Source organism: Variovorax sp. HW608, from assembly GCF_900090195.1.
GTDB lineage: Bacteria > Pseudomonadota > Gammaproteobacteria > Burkholderiales > Burkholderiaceae_C > Variovorax.
Window position 1 is genome coordinate 7,186,586 of record NZ_LT607803.1, and the last position, 15,113, is coordinate 7,201,698.

The following is a 15,113-nucleotide window of genomic DNA, read 5'->3' on the forward strand; positions in this document are numbered from 1 at the left end:
GCTGGCATTGAAGTCGCTAGCATCCGGCGTCGATCCCCAACCCTGAAGGTTCCGCATGCCCATCGAACTCTGGCTCACCGTCGTCCGGGCACTGCTCGCACGCCGCTCTGCATGAGTGCCAAATACACCGGCCCGCTGCCCACGCACGGCCGGTTCGACTACGCGCCGATCACCCGCCGCACGGACCATGCGTGGCCCAATGGAGCACGACTGGCGGTGTATCTCGGCCTCAACCTCGAGCACTTCGCGTTCGGCGAAGGCATGGGCGCGTGCATCGGCCCCGCGTCGCCGCATCCGGACGTGCTGAACTTCTCGTGGCGCGAATACGGCAACCGCGTCGGCGCGTGGCGTTGCCTCGAGCTCTTCGACAGTCTCGGCATGGTCTGCGCAACGCTGCTCAACACCGCGCTGTACGACCACTGCCCCGAACTGGTCGCCGCTTCGGTCGCGCGCGGCGACGAGCTCATCGGCCACGGCCACAGCAATGCGGAGCGCCAGGGCGACATGGGTGAAACCGCCGAGGCGGCGCTGCTCGCGCGCTGCCGCGCGCGCATGCTGGCCGAAAGCGGCAAGGCCCCTGCGGGCTGGCTGTCGCCCTGGATTTCCGAAAGCCATCTCACGCCCGACCTGCTCGCCGAGGCCGGCTACCGCTACACCCTGAACTGGTGCCACGACGACCAGCCGGTGCCGATGCGCACCCGAAGCGGCCGCACGCTGTGGTCGGTGCCCTACCCCCAGGAACTGAACGACATCCCGATGATCATCGCGCGGCAGATGGACGCGAAGGACTTCGCGCAGATGATCATCGACAACGCCGACGAGATGCAGGACCAGTCGCGCTGCCAGCCACTGGTGATGGGCGTGGCGCTGCATCCGTACATCGTCGGGCAACCCTATCGCCTGCGGCACCTGCGCCGCGCGCTGACGCACCTTGCACGCCTGCGAGACCGGGGCGAGATCTGGCTCACCACGCCCGGCGCGATCTGCGCGCACATGGCGACGGTCACGGCCGCCACGGCTGTGGCAAGCTAGCGCGCGAGGCCGCTCGCGTGCGGCCTTGGCCGCCTTCATGTCGTCATCCCGTTTCTTCGTCTCGCTCCTGCTGCTGCCCGCGCTCGCCGTGACGCTGGCGCGGCCTGCGTGGGCGCTCGCCACCTTCGACGAGGTGCGGCGCGATTTCCGCCCTTCCGACACCCAGGTGCTCGATCGCGATGGCCAGTTGCTGGAGCGCGTGCGGACCGATCCGACGCTGCGCCGGGGCCAGTGGACCGCCCTCGCCGACGTCTCGCCCGCGCTGCGCACGGCAATGGTGCTGAGCGAGGACAAGCGCTTCTACGAGCACAGCGGCATCGACTGGCGTGCGGTCTCCGCCGCCGCGTGGGGCAATCTGTGGAACACGCGCACGCGCGGCGCGTCCACGATCACGATGCAGCTCGCAGGCCTGCTGGACGACGACCTGCGGCGCGGCGGCAGCGGCCGCAGCCTGGGCCAGAAGCTCGGGCAGACGGTCGCGGCGCAGCGGCTGGAGCACACCTGGCGCAAGGACCAGATCCTGGAGGCGTACCTCAACGTCGTGCCGTTCCGCGGCGAGATCGTCGGCATCGACGCCCTCTCGCGAACGCTCTTCGGCAAGGCGCCGCACGGGCTCGATGCGCGCGAGGCCGCAGTGGCCGCCGCGCTGGTGCGCGCGCCGAACGCGAAGCCGGCCGTCGTCGGCCAGCGTGCCTGCGAGCTGATGCGGGCGATGGAACCGGGCAGCCGGCCCGACTGCGACGCGGTCGACATGTTCACCAGCGCCGCGCTGCAACGGCGCGGCTTCGATGCGAGCGAAGGCATCGCGCCGCACCTTGCGCGGCGTGCGGTGGCAGCGCGCGGCGACGGCACGCAGGGCGATGTCCGCACCACGCTGCGCGCGCCGCTGCAACGCTTCGCGCTCGGCACGCTGCAGCGGCATCTGCGCGAGCTGCGCGGCCGCAACGTGGAGGACGGCGCGCTGGTGGTGCTCGACAACGCGAGCGGCGAAGTGCTCGCATGGATCGGCTCCTCGGGCAAGCTGAGCCGCGCGGCCGAGGTGGACGGAGTGCTCGCGCAGCGGCAGCCCGGCTCCACGCTCAAGCCTTTCCTCTATGCCGAGGCGATCGCAGAGCGTCGGCTCACGGCGGCTTCGCTGCTCGACGATTCGTCGGCGCAGATCAGCACCGCGAGCGGTCTCTACATTCCGCAGAACTACGACCGGCAGTTCAAGGGCTACGTATCGGTGCGTACCGCGCTCGCGTCGTCGCTCAACGTGCCGGCGGTGCGCACGCTGGTCATGGTGTCGCCCGAAGCCTTCGCGCGGCAGTTGCGCGCGGCCGGGCTGCCGCTGGCGCAGAACGGCGACTACTACGGCTACAGCCTCGCGCTCGGCAGCGCGGAAGTGTCGCTGCTGGCGCTGACGAATGCCTATCGCACGCTGGCGAACGGCGGCCGCTTCGGCGAGACGCGCTATCTGCCGGCGCCGGCGGCCGCGCAGGACGGCAGCGCACCCGCCATCGATCAGCGCGCGGCTTTCATCGTCGGCGACATCCTCGGCGACGCCAATGCACGCGCGCGCACCTTCGGGCTCGACAGCGTGCTCGGCACGCGCTTCTGGAGCGCGGTGAAGACCGGCACCAGCAAGGACATGCGCGACAACTGGGCGATCGGCTGGTCGCAGCGCTACACCGTCGGCGTGTGGGTCGGCAACGCGAGCGGCGCGCCGATGTGGGACGTGAGCGGCACCAGCGGCGCCGCGCCGGTGTGGGCCGAGGTGATGGGCTTCCTGCATCGCGGCCTGCCCAGCCGCGCGCCGACGCCGCCGGCCGGCGTGGTGCAGAGGCAGGTGCGCTTCGGCGACGAACTCGAGGCGGCGCGCAGCGAATGGTTCATTGCCGGCACCGAGCAGGCGGTGTTCGCGATCGCGCCCGGCGCTGCCGCCGAGTCGGCGCCGCGCATCGAGTCGCCGGCGGACGGGACCATCATCGCGATCGATCCGGACATCCCGCCCGGCAGCCAGCGCGTGCGCTTCGAGGCCGACGGCCGCGGGGTGCAATGGCGCATCGACGGCAAGCCGCTTGCGCGCGGCAACAGCGCACGGTGGCTGCCGTGGCCGGGGCGGCACCTGGTCGAGCTCATCGATGCGCGCGGCCAGGTGGTGGACAGCAGCCGCCTCGAAGTGCGCGGCGCCGGCGTGGTGACGGGCGCCAAGGCCGCGAAGAACGCCAACCGCTGAGCGGTGCCGGGTCGGCGGCTTCGTCCGACGCCTGTCAGCGCGAACCGACGCGGCTGCACCGCCGGATGGCGGACACCGGCTGCGCACCCTTGCCCACGGCGACCGAGGCAGGATGCCGCTCGCGCGCATGCCCCCCGAGCGCTATAACTTTCTCAACAGTCGCCACAACACCAAGGAGGTGCGAGATGTTGATACCGATGAGAACCGTGCCCAAATGGCAAGACCCGCAAGTCGTCATCGAATGGATCCGCGCCTGCATCTGGGCAAGCGTCGAAGGCTGGCCCTTCTGCCCGCTCAAGTAGATGCCCGCTGAGAGGTCGACCGCACCCACGCGAAATCGCATTCACGCGCTCGTTGCCTTCCGTCTCCTATTTCACCACCATCATCGTGAACGGCCATACATAGGCCTGCAGTGTCACGAAGACGCCGACGAGGGATGCCAGCGCGATCGAGTGGAAGAACACGTAGCGCAGGATGTCGCCCTCGTGGTTGAACCAGCGCGTGGCGGTGGATGCGACCACGATGGACTGCGCGTCGATCATCTTGCCCATCACGCCGCCCGAGCTGTTGGCCGCGCCCATGAGGTTCGGTGACAGGCCCAGTTGGTCGGCAGCGACCTTCTGCATGCCGCCGAAGAGCACGTTGGATGCGGTGTCCGATCCCGTCAGCGCCACGCCGAGCCAGCCCATGAGCGTGCCGAAGAAGGGATAGAGGACGCCGGTGTTGGCAAACGCGAGACCCAGCGTGCTGTCGAGCCCGGAGTAGCGCGTGAGCGTCCCGAGCGCGAGCATCAGCGCGATGGTGAGCAGCGAGTACTTCACCAGATTGAGCGTGCGGCCGTAGGAGGCGATGAGCTGCCCGACGCTGTACCTGGCGACCAGGCCGCCCACGATGGCCGACAGCAGGATGCCGGTTCCCGTGGCCGAAAGCAGCGTGAAGGCATAGACCGCGCCTTCCTTGGTGGGCCCCGGGGCGACCGGCGGCATCTTCTCGACCATGTTGTGCAGCCCGCCGATCGGGAAGTTCGGCGCGAACAGGCCGTTGAGCCAGTTCTTGACCGCCGGCAGGCCCCAGAGGAACACGAACACCGTCATGATCGCCCACGGCGTCCACGCGCGCACGAGCTCGGCCGTCGAATGGGGCGAGCGCTTCGCGGTGGCGGTGGCGGCTGTGGCCGGCGTGCCGCTGTCTTCCTCATGGCCCTTGAGCGATACCGAGCGCCAGATGGTGCGCGGTTGCCATAAGCGCAGGAAGAGGATCAGCGACACCATCGAGACGATGGCCGCGATGATGTCCACGAGCTCCGGCCCGATGAAGTTCGAGACCAGGAACTGCGGGATCGCGAACGAGGCACCGGTCACGAGGATCGCGGGCCAGATCTCCAGCATGCCCTTGCGGCCGGCGAAGGCCCAGATCAGCCAGAAGGGCACCAGCAGCGAGAAGAACGGCAGCTGGCGGCCGATCATCGCGGTGACCTGCATCAGGTCGTAGCCATGCACCTTGGCGAGCGTGATCACCGGTGTGCCCAATGCGCCGAAGGCGACGGGCGCGGTGTTGGCGATCAGCGAAAGGCCCGAGGCCGCGAGCGGCGAGAAGCCGAGGCCGATCAGGATCGCGGCCGTCACCGCCACCGGCGTGCCGAAGCCGGCCGCACCCTCGAAGAACGCGCCGAAGGCGAACGCGATCAGCAGCAGTTGCAGGCGGCGGTCTTCTGTGATGTCGGAGAGCGAGTCCTGCAGCACCTTGAAGCTGCCGTTCTGCTCGGCGAGCTGTTGCAGGAAGATGATGTTCAGCACGATCCAGCCGATGGGCAGCAGGCCCGTGAGGCCGCCGAGGAAGGCCGCGCGGCCCGCGAGGCCGGCGGGCATGCCGAAGGCGAAGATGGCGATCACCAGCGCGCTGAAGAGACCGAGTCCGGCGGCGATGTGCGCCTTCATGTGGAGGAAGCCGAGGCACACCAGCATGACCACGACCGGTATGGCGGCCAGTGCCGTGGAGACCACCATGTTTCCGAACGGGTTGTAGACCTGTTGCCACGTCATGGATGACCACCTTTGTTGTTGGGAGTGGGTCGGGGGAGGCCCTGCGGATAATAGGGACCGAGCAACGATCAGACAACCTAGGAGCCACCCGCCGTGCCAGACCTCTCCAAGATCACGAACATCGAAGACCTGCGAGCCATCGCGAAGCGTCGCGTGCCGCGCATGTTCTACGACTACGCCGACTCGGGGGCCTGGACCGAGGGCACCTACCGGGCCAACGAGGAAGACTTCCAGAAGATCAAGCTGCGCCAGCGCGTGGCAGTCAACATGGATGGCCGCTCGACCCGCACGACGATGATCGGCGAGGAAGTCGCGATGCCCGTGGCCATCGCGCCGACGGGCATGACCGGCATGCAGCACGCGGACGGCGAGATCCTCGGCGCGCGCGCCGCGAAGGCCTTCGGCATTCCGTTCACGCTCTCGACGATGAGCATCTGCTCGCTCGAGGACATCGCCGAGGCCACGGACCGCCATCCCTTCTGGTTCCAGCTCTACGTGATGCGCGATCGCGAGTTCATCGAACAACTGATCGAGCGTGCCAGGGCCGCGAACGTCTCGGCGCTGCAGCTCACGCTCGACCTGCAGATCCTCGGCCAGCGGCACAAGGACATCAAGAACGGCCTGACCGCGCCGCCCAAGCCCACGCTGAAGAACCTCATGAACCTCGCGACCAAGCCGCGCTGGTGCATGGGCATGCTGGGCACCAAGCGCCGCACCTTCGGCAACATCGCGGGCCACGCGAAGGGCGTGAAGGACCTGTCGTCGCTGTCGTCATGGACGGCCGAGCAGTTCGACCCGACCCTCAGCTGGGCCGACGTCGAGTGGATCAAGAAGATCTGGGGCGGCAAACTGATCCTCAAGGGCATCATGGACGTCGAGGACGCGCGGCTTGCGGCTTCGAGCGGCGCGGACGCGCTGATCGTCTCCAACCACGGCGGCCGCCAGCTCGATGGCGCGCCCTCCTCGATCGCGGCGTTGCCGCGCATCGCCGAGGCCGTGGGCACCGAGATCGAGGTGTGGATGGATGGGGGCGTGCGCAGCGGGCAGGACGTGCTCAAGGCGCGAGCACTCGGCGCGCGCGGCACGCTGATCGGCCGCAGCTTCCTCTACGGGCTCGGCGCTTTCGGCGAAGCGGGCGTGACCCGCGCGCTGCAGATCATCCACAAGGAGCTCGACATCACCATGGCCTTCTGCGGGCGCACCCACATCGACGAGGTCGACTCGAGCATCCTGCTGCCCGGCACTTTCTGAAGAGGTTAGGGCACCGGCCGACAGCGCCACGATCACTGAGCTGCGCTCAGGACTCGGCTTCCCAGAGCTTCGGATAGCGGCTCACGAAGCCGTCGCGGGTCACCTCGAGCATCTCGGCATAGTCGAAGCGCGGCGAGGTGTACCAGTAGCCTGATTCGCCGCGCCGCTCGTAGCGCTGCTTGAGCTCGATCAGGCTTCCACTGTCCAGATCGAGCCACGCGGCGGGCGCATCGGCCGCCTCGCCTTGCGCAAGATGCAGGCGACGCAAAGGCAGCAGATTGGTCGCCGGCGTGAAGCCGAGGTCGAGATCGACGCAGTGCCCCAGCTCGGGCACCGGTGCATCGTTGAACTTCCATGCACCATGCGCGTCGTGCACGATCGAAAAATCGATCTGCTCGTTGCCGAGCCAGCCGCGCACCGTGCTCCACTGCGTGTGCCATGCGCGGTCGCAGCGCACGCGGTAGTGCAGCTGCGCGAGGCGGCCGTCCTCATGGCGAAAGGCCGCCGCGCCGTCGATCTGCCAGTTCTCGCCGTTGCGGTCCAGGCGACAGACGTCATGCCCCGGAGCATCGAGGCGGCGCCAGAGCATGAAGGCAACGGGCTGCATACGGCGGATGATGGCACCGGGTGCCCGCTGTGTGCAACCCTGGGCAGCCAACCCGCCGTCCCGCGACGAAAATGAGCTCCGTGACCGCCACGCCGATCCGCCGTATCGCCCATCTCGACATGGATGCCTTCTACGCCTCCGTCGAGCTGCTTCGCTACCCGCAGCTCAAGGGGCTGCCGGTGGTGATCGGTGGCGCGCGCCGCAAGGTCGACGAGGCCCTGCGCGACGTACCCGACGGCGGCACGCTCGCCGATATTCCTGTCGGCGCCTTTCCCTTGCTCAAGGACTACGTCGGGCGCGGCGTGATCACCACCGCGACCTACCCGGCGCGGCAGTTCGGCGTCGGCTCGGCGATGGGGCTGATGAAGGCCGCGAAGCAGTGCCCGCAGGCGATCATCCTGCCCGTGGACTTCGACGAGTACCGCAAATACTCGCGCCGGTTCAAAGAGGTCATCACCGAGATCGCGCCGGTCATGGAAGACCGTGGCGTCGACGAGGTCTACATCGACTTCACCCATGTGGCCGGCGGCCAGCGCGAGGGCGGGCGCGTGCTGGCGCGGCTCATCCAGAAGTCGATCTTCGAGGCGACGGGGCTGACCTGCTCGATCGGCGTCGCACCCAACAAGCTCATCGCGAAGATGGCGAGCGAATTCAACAAGCCCAACGGGATCTCGGTGGTATTGGAGGGCGACCTCCAGGGTCGCATCTGGCCGCTGCCGTGCCGCAAGGTCAACGGCATCGGGCCGAAGGCGGACGAGAAGCTGCAGCGTCACGACATCCGCACGATCGGAGAGCTCGCGGCGCGCGATCGCGACTGGCTGATCGCGAACTTCGGCAAAGCCACCGGCGCGTGGATGCACGAAGTGGCATGGGGGCGCGACGACCGGCCGGTGGTCACCGAAAGCGAGCCGGTATCGATGAGCCGCGAGACCACCTTCGACCGCGATCTGCATGCGGTGCGGGATCGCGCCGAACTCGGAGCCATCTTCACGCATTTGTGCGAGAAGGTCGCGGAAGATCTCCAGCGCAAGGGCTACGTGGGCAAGACCATCGGCATCAAGCTGCGCTATGACGATTTCAAGATCGCGACGCGCGATCAGACCATTGACCACTTCACCGCCGACGCGAAGGCGATCCGGCAGATCGGCGGTCAATGCCTCAAGCGGGTGCCGCTCGAACGGCCGCTGAGACTGCTGGGCGTGCGCGTGGGTGCGCTGCTGAAGGCCGGCGAGGCCGAAGCGTCGAAACCGGAGCGTCCGGACCGGGGCGGAAGGCGCCAGGCGGAGACCCCGGACCCGAGCGCCCGGACCGCCTCGCTGTTCTAGCGGCCCGGGCGTCGATCGGCTTCAGCGCGCAGGCACGCCGTCCTGCCATTGCGGCCAGTTCGCGACGATGTGATCCACCACGCGGCTGCCCACCCGTTCAATGTTCTCCACCGTCTCCGCGAAGCCGCCGGCAGTCTCGCCGGGCGCCGGGTCGAGATGCTGGAGCGTGGTTTCGCGCGGATTGCCCTGATCGAAGTTAACGGCGCCGCGCAGGCTCATCACGCGATCGGTTCCGTGGGTGCGCTTGATCACGAGCGTCACTGCCGCGGCCTCCATCTCGGTGATCACGTAGTCATCGGCGCCGTACAGCTTGGCGATGTACTGCGCCTGGTTCGACATCCCGGGGCCGTGGAAGAAGGTGTCGCCGGTCATGTGCGTGCCGGTGCCGACAAAGGGCGCACGACGCGCCGCCGCCTGCGGATAGCGAAGGCGGTAGGCACGGGCCGAGTCCGAATCCTTCAGCGGCGTGTCGGCCGAGAGCTTCATCGCCCAGGCCACCAGTTCGGGGTTCAGCTTGAAGCGGCGGTACTCCTCATAGCCCTTGCGCGGCATGAAGGTCGGCTCGCCGGGCTTGTTCTCTTCAGGCGCCCAGCGATGTCCGAGGTCATAGTCGACCAGCCACGTGGCCCAGTTCACCTCGCCGATGGTGCCGCGCGAAGGCGGCGTGCCGGCCACACCCGAAATCACATAGTAGGCGTGGGAGAAATCGAATTTCGGATTGAGCAGGATCGCCTGCATCGAGGACGATGAATTCACCTTGCCCATGCCGAGCACCGCACCGCAGACGCCGTCAGGGTTGCAATACACCGGTTGCAGCGCCCCCGGAACGGTGATCGGCGTCGCGCCCATCCAGTAGCGCTCGTACCAATGCTGGAACTCGCCGGCGCGATCTCCGGTGTTCTGGCCGATCTCGAACATCGCGGCAACGAAGACCTTGACCTTCACCGGCTCGGGCGTCGGAGGCTGGGTCGTGGAAGCACAACCCGCGGCGAGTGCGACGAGGGCGAACAGCGCCAGGGTGCGGGTGCGGACGGACCAGAAAAGGGGCATGGGATTCTCCGGCTGCAAGAGAAAAAACAAAAAGCCCAGCCTTTTGAAGGGCTGGGCTTTTTGAGGCTGTAAGAGCCTGACGATGACCTACTTTCACACGGGAACCCGCACTATCATCGGCGCTGAGGCGTTTCACTGTCCTGTTCGGGATGGGAAGGAGTGGGACCACCTCGCTATGGTCATCAGGCATAAAGGGTTGTCGTGCTGAATTTTGGTTCAGCACAACGAATTCATAGAGTTTGGAATCAGCTTGGTGTTTTGACTGCGTCAACTTGGCATAACACCTTGATCTGACAGATCAAAGTTATAGGGTCAAGCCGCACGAGCAATTAGTATCGGTTAGCTTAACGCATTACTGCGCTTCCACACCCGACCTATCAACGTCCTGGTCTTGAACGACTCTTCAGGGGGCTCGAGGCCCCGGCAGATCTCATCTTGAAACGAGTTTCCCGCTTAGATGCTTTCAGCGGTTATCTCTTCCACACTTAGCTACTCGGCAATGCCACTGGCGTGACAACCGATACACCAGAGGTGTGTCCACTCCGGTCCTCTCGTACTAGGAGCAGGCTTCCTCAAATCTGCAGCGCCCACGGAAGATAGGGACCAAACTGTCTCACGACGTTTTAAACCCAGCTCACGTACCTCTTTAAATGGCGAACAGCCATACCCTTGGGACCGGCTACAGCCCCAGGATGAGATGAGCCGACATCGAGGTGCCAAACACCGCCGTCGATATGAACTCTTGGGCGGTATCAGCCTGTTATCCCCAGAGTACCTTTTATCCGCTGAGCGATGGCCCTTCCATACAGAACCACCGGATCACTATGTCCTGCTTTCGCATCTGCTCGACTTGTCAGTCTCGCAGTTAAGCACGCTTATGCCATTGCACTATCGTCACGATGTCCGACCGTAACTAGCGTACCTTCGAACTCCTCCGTTACGCTTTGGGAGGAGACCGCCCCAGTCAAACTGCCTACCATGCACTGTCCCCGATCCAGATGATGGACCTAGGTTAGAACCTCAAACACACCAGGGTGGTATTTCAACGTTGGCTCCACAGGATCTAGCGACCCTGCTTCAAAGCCTCCCACCTATCCTACACAGATCTGTTCAAAGTCCAATACAAAGCTACAGTAAAGGTTCATGGGGTCTTTCCGTCTTTCCGCGGGGAGATTGCATCATCACAAACATTTCAACTTCGCTGAGTCTCAGGAGGAGACAGTGTGGCCATCGTTACGCCATTCGTGCAGGTCGGAACTTACCCGACAAGGAATTTCGCTACCTTAGGACCGTTATAGTTACGGCCGCCGTTTACTGGGACTTCAATCAAGAGCTTGCACCCCATCATTTAATCTTCCAGCACCGGGCAGGCGTCACACCCTATACGTCCACTTTCGTGTTTGCAGAGTGCTGTGTTTTTAATAAACAGTCGCAGCCACCGATTTCTTGCAACCCGTTCATGCTCCGTTGTTCACTTCACACTAATAGGGCACACCTTCTCCCGAAGTTACGGTGTCAATTTGCCGAGTTCCTTCTCCTGAGTTCTCTCAAGCGCCTTAGAATACTCATCTCGCGCACCAGTGTCGGTTTGCGGTACGGTCGTCAATAGCTGAAGCTTAGTGGCTTTTCCTGGAACCTCGTTCAGTCACTTCACAAGCAAGCTTGCTCGATCGCTGGCCTCGGTATATGACGGGCGGATTTGCCTACCCATCGCCTACATCCAGCTAAACCGGGATATCCAACACCCGGATGACCTATTAAGATCCGTCCCCACATCGCACTATTGATCGGTACAGGAATATTGACCTGTTTCCCATCAGCTACGCATCTCTGCCTCGCCTTAGGGGCCGACTCACTCTACGCCGATGAACGTTGCGTAGAAAACCTTGCGCTTACGGCGAGGGGGCTTTTCACCCCCTTTAACGCTACTCATGTCAGCATTCGCACTTCTGATACCTCCAGCATCCTTTACAAGACACCTTCACAGGCTTACAGAACGCTCTCCTACCACTTGCACTTGCGTGCAAATCCGCAGCTTCGGTAACTGGCTTAGCCCCGTTACATCTTCCGCGCAGGACGACTCGATCAGTGAGCTATTACGCTTTCTTTAAATGATGGCTGCTTCTAAGCCAACATCCTGACTGTTTTAGCCTTCCCACTTCGTTTCCCACTTAGCCAATTTTAGGGACCTTAGCTGGCGGTCTGGGTTGTTTCCCTCTTGAGTCCGGACGTTAGCACCCGGTGCTCTGTCTCCCAAGCTGTACTCTTCGGTATTCGGAGTTTGCCTTGGTTTGGTAAGTCGCCATGACCCCCTAGCCAAAACAGTGCTCTACCCCCGAAGGTAATACTTGAGGCACTACCTAAATAGTTTTCGGAGAGAACCAGCTATTTCCAAGTTTGTTTAGCCTTTCACCCCTATCCACAGCTCATCCGCTAGTTTTGCAACACTAGTCGGTTCGGACCTCCAGTACCTGTTACGGCACCTTCATCCTGGCCATGGATAGATCACTTGGTTTCGGGTCTACACCCAGCGACTGGACGCCCTATTCGGACTCGATTTCTCTACGGCTTCCCTATTCGGTTAACCTTGCCACTGAATGTAAGTCGCTGACCCATTATACAAAAGGTACGCCGTCACCCTTGCGGGCTCCGACTTTTTGTAAGCATGCGGTTTCAGGATCTATTTCACTCCCCTCCCGGGGTTCTTTTCGCCTTTCCCTCACGGTACTAGTTCACTATCGGTCGATGATGAGTATTTAGCCTTGGAGGATGGTCCCCCCATCTTCAGACAGGATTTCTCGTGTCCCGCCCTACTTTTCGTCAGCTCAGTACCACACAAGTCTTTTCACATACGGGGCTATCACCCACTATGGCCAGCCTTTCCAAGCTGTTCTGTTAAGTCTCGTGCTATCACTGACAGGCTCTTCCGATTTCGCTCGCCACTACTTTCGGAATCTCGGTTGATGTCTTTTCCTCGAGCTACTGAGATGTTTCAGTTCACCCGGTTCGCCTCGCACCCCTATGTATTCAGAGTGCGATACCTTTCGGTGGGTTTCCCCATTCGGAAATCTCCGGATCAAAGCTAATTTGCCAGCTCCCCGAAGCTTATCGCAGGCTATCACGTCCTTCGTCGCCTATCATCGCCAAGGCATCCACCACATGCTCTTATTCACTTGACCCTATAACTTTGACGTTTCTTCACAGAAACCAAAGTCCATCAAGGAATTGCCAGGTCTTTCACCTGGCGCGTTATGCCGTCTTCAGACTTCGAGTTCCCTCGAAATTGAAGTTCATTTGACGCAATCAAAAATTCAAGTTGCCGGCGGCACGGTGAGCCATGACGCTCTTTCCGCCAGCAACGCTGATTCGACTCTATGAATTTTTAAAGAACAGCCGATCGATCGAGAGATCCCGATCAACAACAAAAATGCCTCTTGCAAAGCATCTTTGGTGTTGATGAATTCTTGTCGGAATGGTGGAGGATGACGGAATCGAACCGACGACCCCCTGCTTGCAAAGCAGGTGCTCTCCCAGCTGAGCTAATCCCCCAGGCCTCGCAAGAGCCGCCACCGCGGCACCCGCAACCATTGGAACGAACCATTGGAGGAATTTGGTGGGTCTAGTTGGGCTCGAACCAACGACCCCCGCCTTATCAAGACGGTGCTCTAACCAGCTGAGCTACAGACCCATGTCGATGGAATCGACTTCATCCAACAACCGATAAGTGTGGGCGTTCAATTGGAACGGCACGTTTTCCAGAAAGGAGGTGATCCAGCCGCACCTTCCGATACGGCTACCTTGTTACGACTTCACCCCAGTCACGAACCCTGCCGTGGTAATCGCCCTCCTTGCGGTTAGGCTAACTACTTCTGGCAGAACCCGCTCCCATGGTGTGACGGGCGGTGTGTACAAGACCCGGGAACGTATTCACCGTGACATTCTGATCCACGATTACTAGCGATTCCGACTTCACGCAGTCGAGTTGCAGACTGCGATCCGGACTACGACTGGTTTTATGGGATTAGCTCCCCCTCGCGGGTTGGCAACCCTTTGTACCAGCCATTGTATGACGTGTGTAGCCCCACCTATAAGGGCCATGAGGACTTGACGTCATCCCCACCTTCCTCCGGTTTGTCACCGGCAGTCTCATTAGAGTGCCCAACTAAATGTAGCAACTAATGACAAGGGTTGCGCTCGTTGCGGGACTTAACCCAACATCTCACGACACGAGCTGACGACAGCCATGCAGCACCTGTGTTACGGTTCTCTTTCGAGCACTAAGCCATCTCTGGCAAATTCCGTACATGTCAAAGGTGGGTAAGGTTTTTCGCGTTGCATCGAATTAAACCACATCATCCACCGCTTGTGCGGGTCCCCGTCAATTCCTTTGAGTTTCAACCTTGCGGCCGTACTCCCCAGGCGGTCAACTTCACGCGTTAGCTTCGTTACTGAGTCAGTGAAGACCCAACAACCAGTTGACATCGTTTAGGGCGTGGACTACCAGGGTATCTAATCCTGTTTGCTCCCCACGCTTTCGTGCATGAGCGTCAGTGCAGGCCCAGGGGATTGCCTTCGCCATCGGTGTTCCTCCGCATATCTACGCATTTCACTGCTACACGCGGAATTCCATCCCCCTCTGCCGCACTCCAGCAATGCAGTCACAGATGCAGTTCCCAGGTTGAGCCCGGGGATTTCACAACTGTCTTACATCACCGCCTGCGCACGCTTTACGCCCAGTAATTCCGATTAACGCTCGCACCCTACGTATTACCGCGGCTGCTGGCACGTAGTTAGCCGGTGCTTATTCTTACGGTACCGTCATGAGCCCTCTTTATTAGAAAGAGCCTTTTCGTTCCGTACAAAAGCAGTTTACAACCCGAAGGCCTTCATCCTGCACGCGGCATGGCTGGATCAGGCTTGCGCCCATTGTCCAAAATTCCCCACTGCTGCCTCCCGTAGGAGTCTGGGCCGTGTCTCAGTCCCAGTGTGGCTGGTCGTCCTCTCAGACCAGCTACAGATCGTCGGCTTGGTGAGCCTTTACCCCACCAACTACCTAATCTGCCATCGGCCGCTCCATTCGCGCAAGGTCTTGCGATCCCCTGCTTTCATCCGTAGATCGTATGCGGTATTAGCACAGCTTTCGCTGCGTTATCCCCCACGATTGGGCACGTTCCGATGTATTACTCACCCGTTCGCCACTCGCCGCCAGGATTGCTCCCGCGCTGCCGTTCGACTTGCATGTGTAAGGCATGCCGCCAGCGTTCAATCTGAGCCAGGATCAAACTCTATAGTTCGATCTTGAATATTCGCCTCTCTCGAGGCAACTCATAAAAACGGAATTGAAGTGAACTTCACTTCTATTCTCATGAGCGTTTAAAAGTCCGAAGACTTCGTTCCGAAGAACTTGGCCATTCGCCTCAAACGCCCACGCTTATCGGCTGTATGTTTTTAAGGATCCCAACGCTCGACATCTGCTGTCTTGCGTTATTTGCTTTGCTGCGATCAGCGAAGCCCTCTACTATAACACGATTTTTTCGAAGATCAGAAAATATTTTAAAAATCTTTTCTTTTCTTCCCCCCGCCCAACT

Annotated in this window: 8 protein-coding genes, 2 tRNA genes and 3 rRNA genes; 4 read left to right on the top strand and 9 right to left on the bottom strand. The window is 62.1% G+C overall.

What is annotated here, in order from left to right:
- The first annotated feature begins 111 nt into the window (after nt 1-111).
- Together VAR608DRAFT_RS34050 and pbpC are read left to right on the top strand one after the other, a co-directional pair.
- Nucleotides 112-1,032 (top strand): polysaccharide deacetylase family protein, encoded by a 921-nt coding sequence (locus tag VAR608DRAFT_RS34050; RefSeq protein WP_088958078.1) that lies wholly within the window; start codon nt 112-114, stop codon nt 1,030-1,032.
- Between the two features lie 37 nt (nt 1,033-1,069).
- On the top strand, nt 1,070-3,250 hold the full coding sequence (pbpC, locus tag VAR608DRAFT_RS34055) for a penicillin-binding protein 1C (RefSeq protein WP_088959135.1): 2,181 nt from the start codon (nt 1,070-1,072) through the stop codon (nt 3,248-3,250).
- Between the two features lie 34 nt (nt 3,251-3,284).
- Here the strand turns inward: pbpC and VAR608DRAFT_RS34060 are convergent, their stop codons facing one another.
- Both VAR608DRAFT_RS34060 and VAR608DRAFT_RS34065 read right to left on the bottom strand, forming a co-directional pair.
- Nucleotides 3,285-3,593, bottom strand: a complete 309-nt coding sequence (locus VAR608DRAFT_RS34060; protein WP_088958079.1) for a hypothetical protein — start codon at nt 3,591-3,593, stop codon at nt 3,285-3,287.
- A gap of 25 nt (nt 3,594-3,618) precedes the next feature.
- On the bottom strand, nt 3,619-5,292 hold the full coding sequence (locus VAR608DRAFT_RS34065) for an L-lactate permease (RefSeq protein WP_088958080.1): 1,674 nt from the start codon (nt 5,290-5,292) through the stop codon (nt 3,619-3,621).
- A gap of 93 nt (nt 5,293-5,385) precedes the next feature.
- On the opposite strand from VAR608DRAFT_RS34065, the gene VAR608DRAFT_RS34070 reads away from it, so the two are divergent.
- Entirely contained in the window at nt 5,386-6,543 is a 1,158-nt protein-coding gene (locus VAR608DRAFT_RS34070) for an alpha-hydroxy acid oxidase (protein WP_088958081.1), read from the top strand.
- A 46-nt stretch (nt 6,544-6,589) separates the two neighbouring features.
- On the opposite strand, the gene VAR608DRAFT_RS34075 is transcribed toward VAR608DRAFT_RS34070, so the two are convergent.
- Nucleotides 6,590-7,150 carry a putative glycolipid-binding domain-containing protein gene (locus VAR608DRAFT_RS34075; protein WP_088958082.1) on the bottom strand — a complete coding sequence of 187 codons (561 nt, stop codon included), beginning with the start codon at nt 7,148-7,150 and terminating at the stop codon, nt 6,590-6,592.
- Nucleotides 7,151-7,221: 71 nt separating this feature from the next.
- Here VAR608DRAFT_RS34075 and VAR608DRAFT_RS34080 point away from each other — a divergent pair, with 71 nt between their 5' ends.
- On the top strand, nt 7,222-8,475 hold the full coding sequence (locus VAR608DRAFT_RS34080) for a DNA polymerase Y family protein (RefSeq protein ID WP_088958083.1): 1,254 nt from the start codon (nt 7,222-7,224) through the stop codon (nt 8,473-8,475).
- A gap of 21 nt (nt 8,476-8,496) precedes the next feature.
- Here VAR608DRAFT_RS34080 and VAR608DRAFT_RS34085 read toward each other — a convergent pair whose 3' ends face one another.
- The 6 genes from VAR608DRAFT_RS34085 to VAR608DRAFT_RS34110 form a co-directional block, all read right to left on the bottom strand.
- Entirely contained in the window at nt 8,497-9,525 is a 1,029-nt protein-coding gene (locus VAR608DRAFT_RS34085) for a purine-nucleoside phosphorylase (RefSeq protein WP_088958084.1), read from the bottom strand.
- A gap of 74 nt (nt 9,526-9,599) precedes the next feature.
- A 5S ribosomal RNA gene (rrf, locus tag VAR608DRAFT_RS34090) occupies nt 9,600-9,712 on the bottom strand.
- 121 nt (nt 9,713-9,833) lie between these two features.
- A 23S ribosomal RNA gene (locus VAR608DRAFT_RS34095) occupies nt 9,834-12,704 on the bottom strand.
- A 294-nt stretch (nt 12,705-12,998) separates the two neighbouring features.
- A tRNA-Ala gene (locus VAR608DRAFT_RS34100) sits at nt 12,999-13,074 on the bottom strand.
- Nucleotides 13,075-13,136: 62 nt separating this feature from the next.
- Nucleotides 13,137-13,213: transfer RNA gene (locus tag VAR608DRAFT_RS34105), tRNA-Ile, on the bottom strand.
- 71 nt (nt 13,214-13,284) lie between these two features.
- Nucleotides 13,285-14,819: ribosomal RNA gene (locus VAR608DRAFT_RS34110) — 16S ribosomal RNA — on the bottom strand.
- Together the 16S, 23S and 5S rRNA genes with 2 tRNA genes alongside form the textbook arrangement of a ribosomal RNA operon.
- Nucleotides 14,820-15,113: the final 294 nt, after the last annotated feature.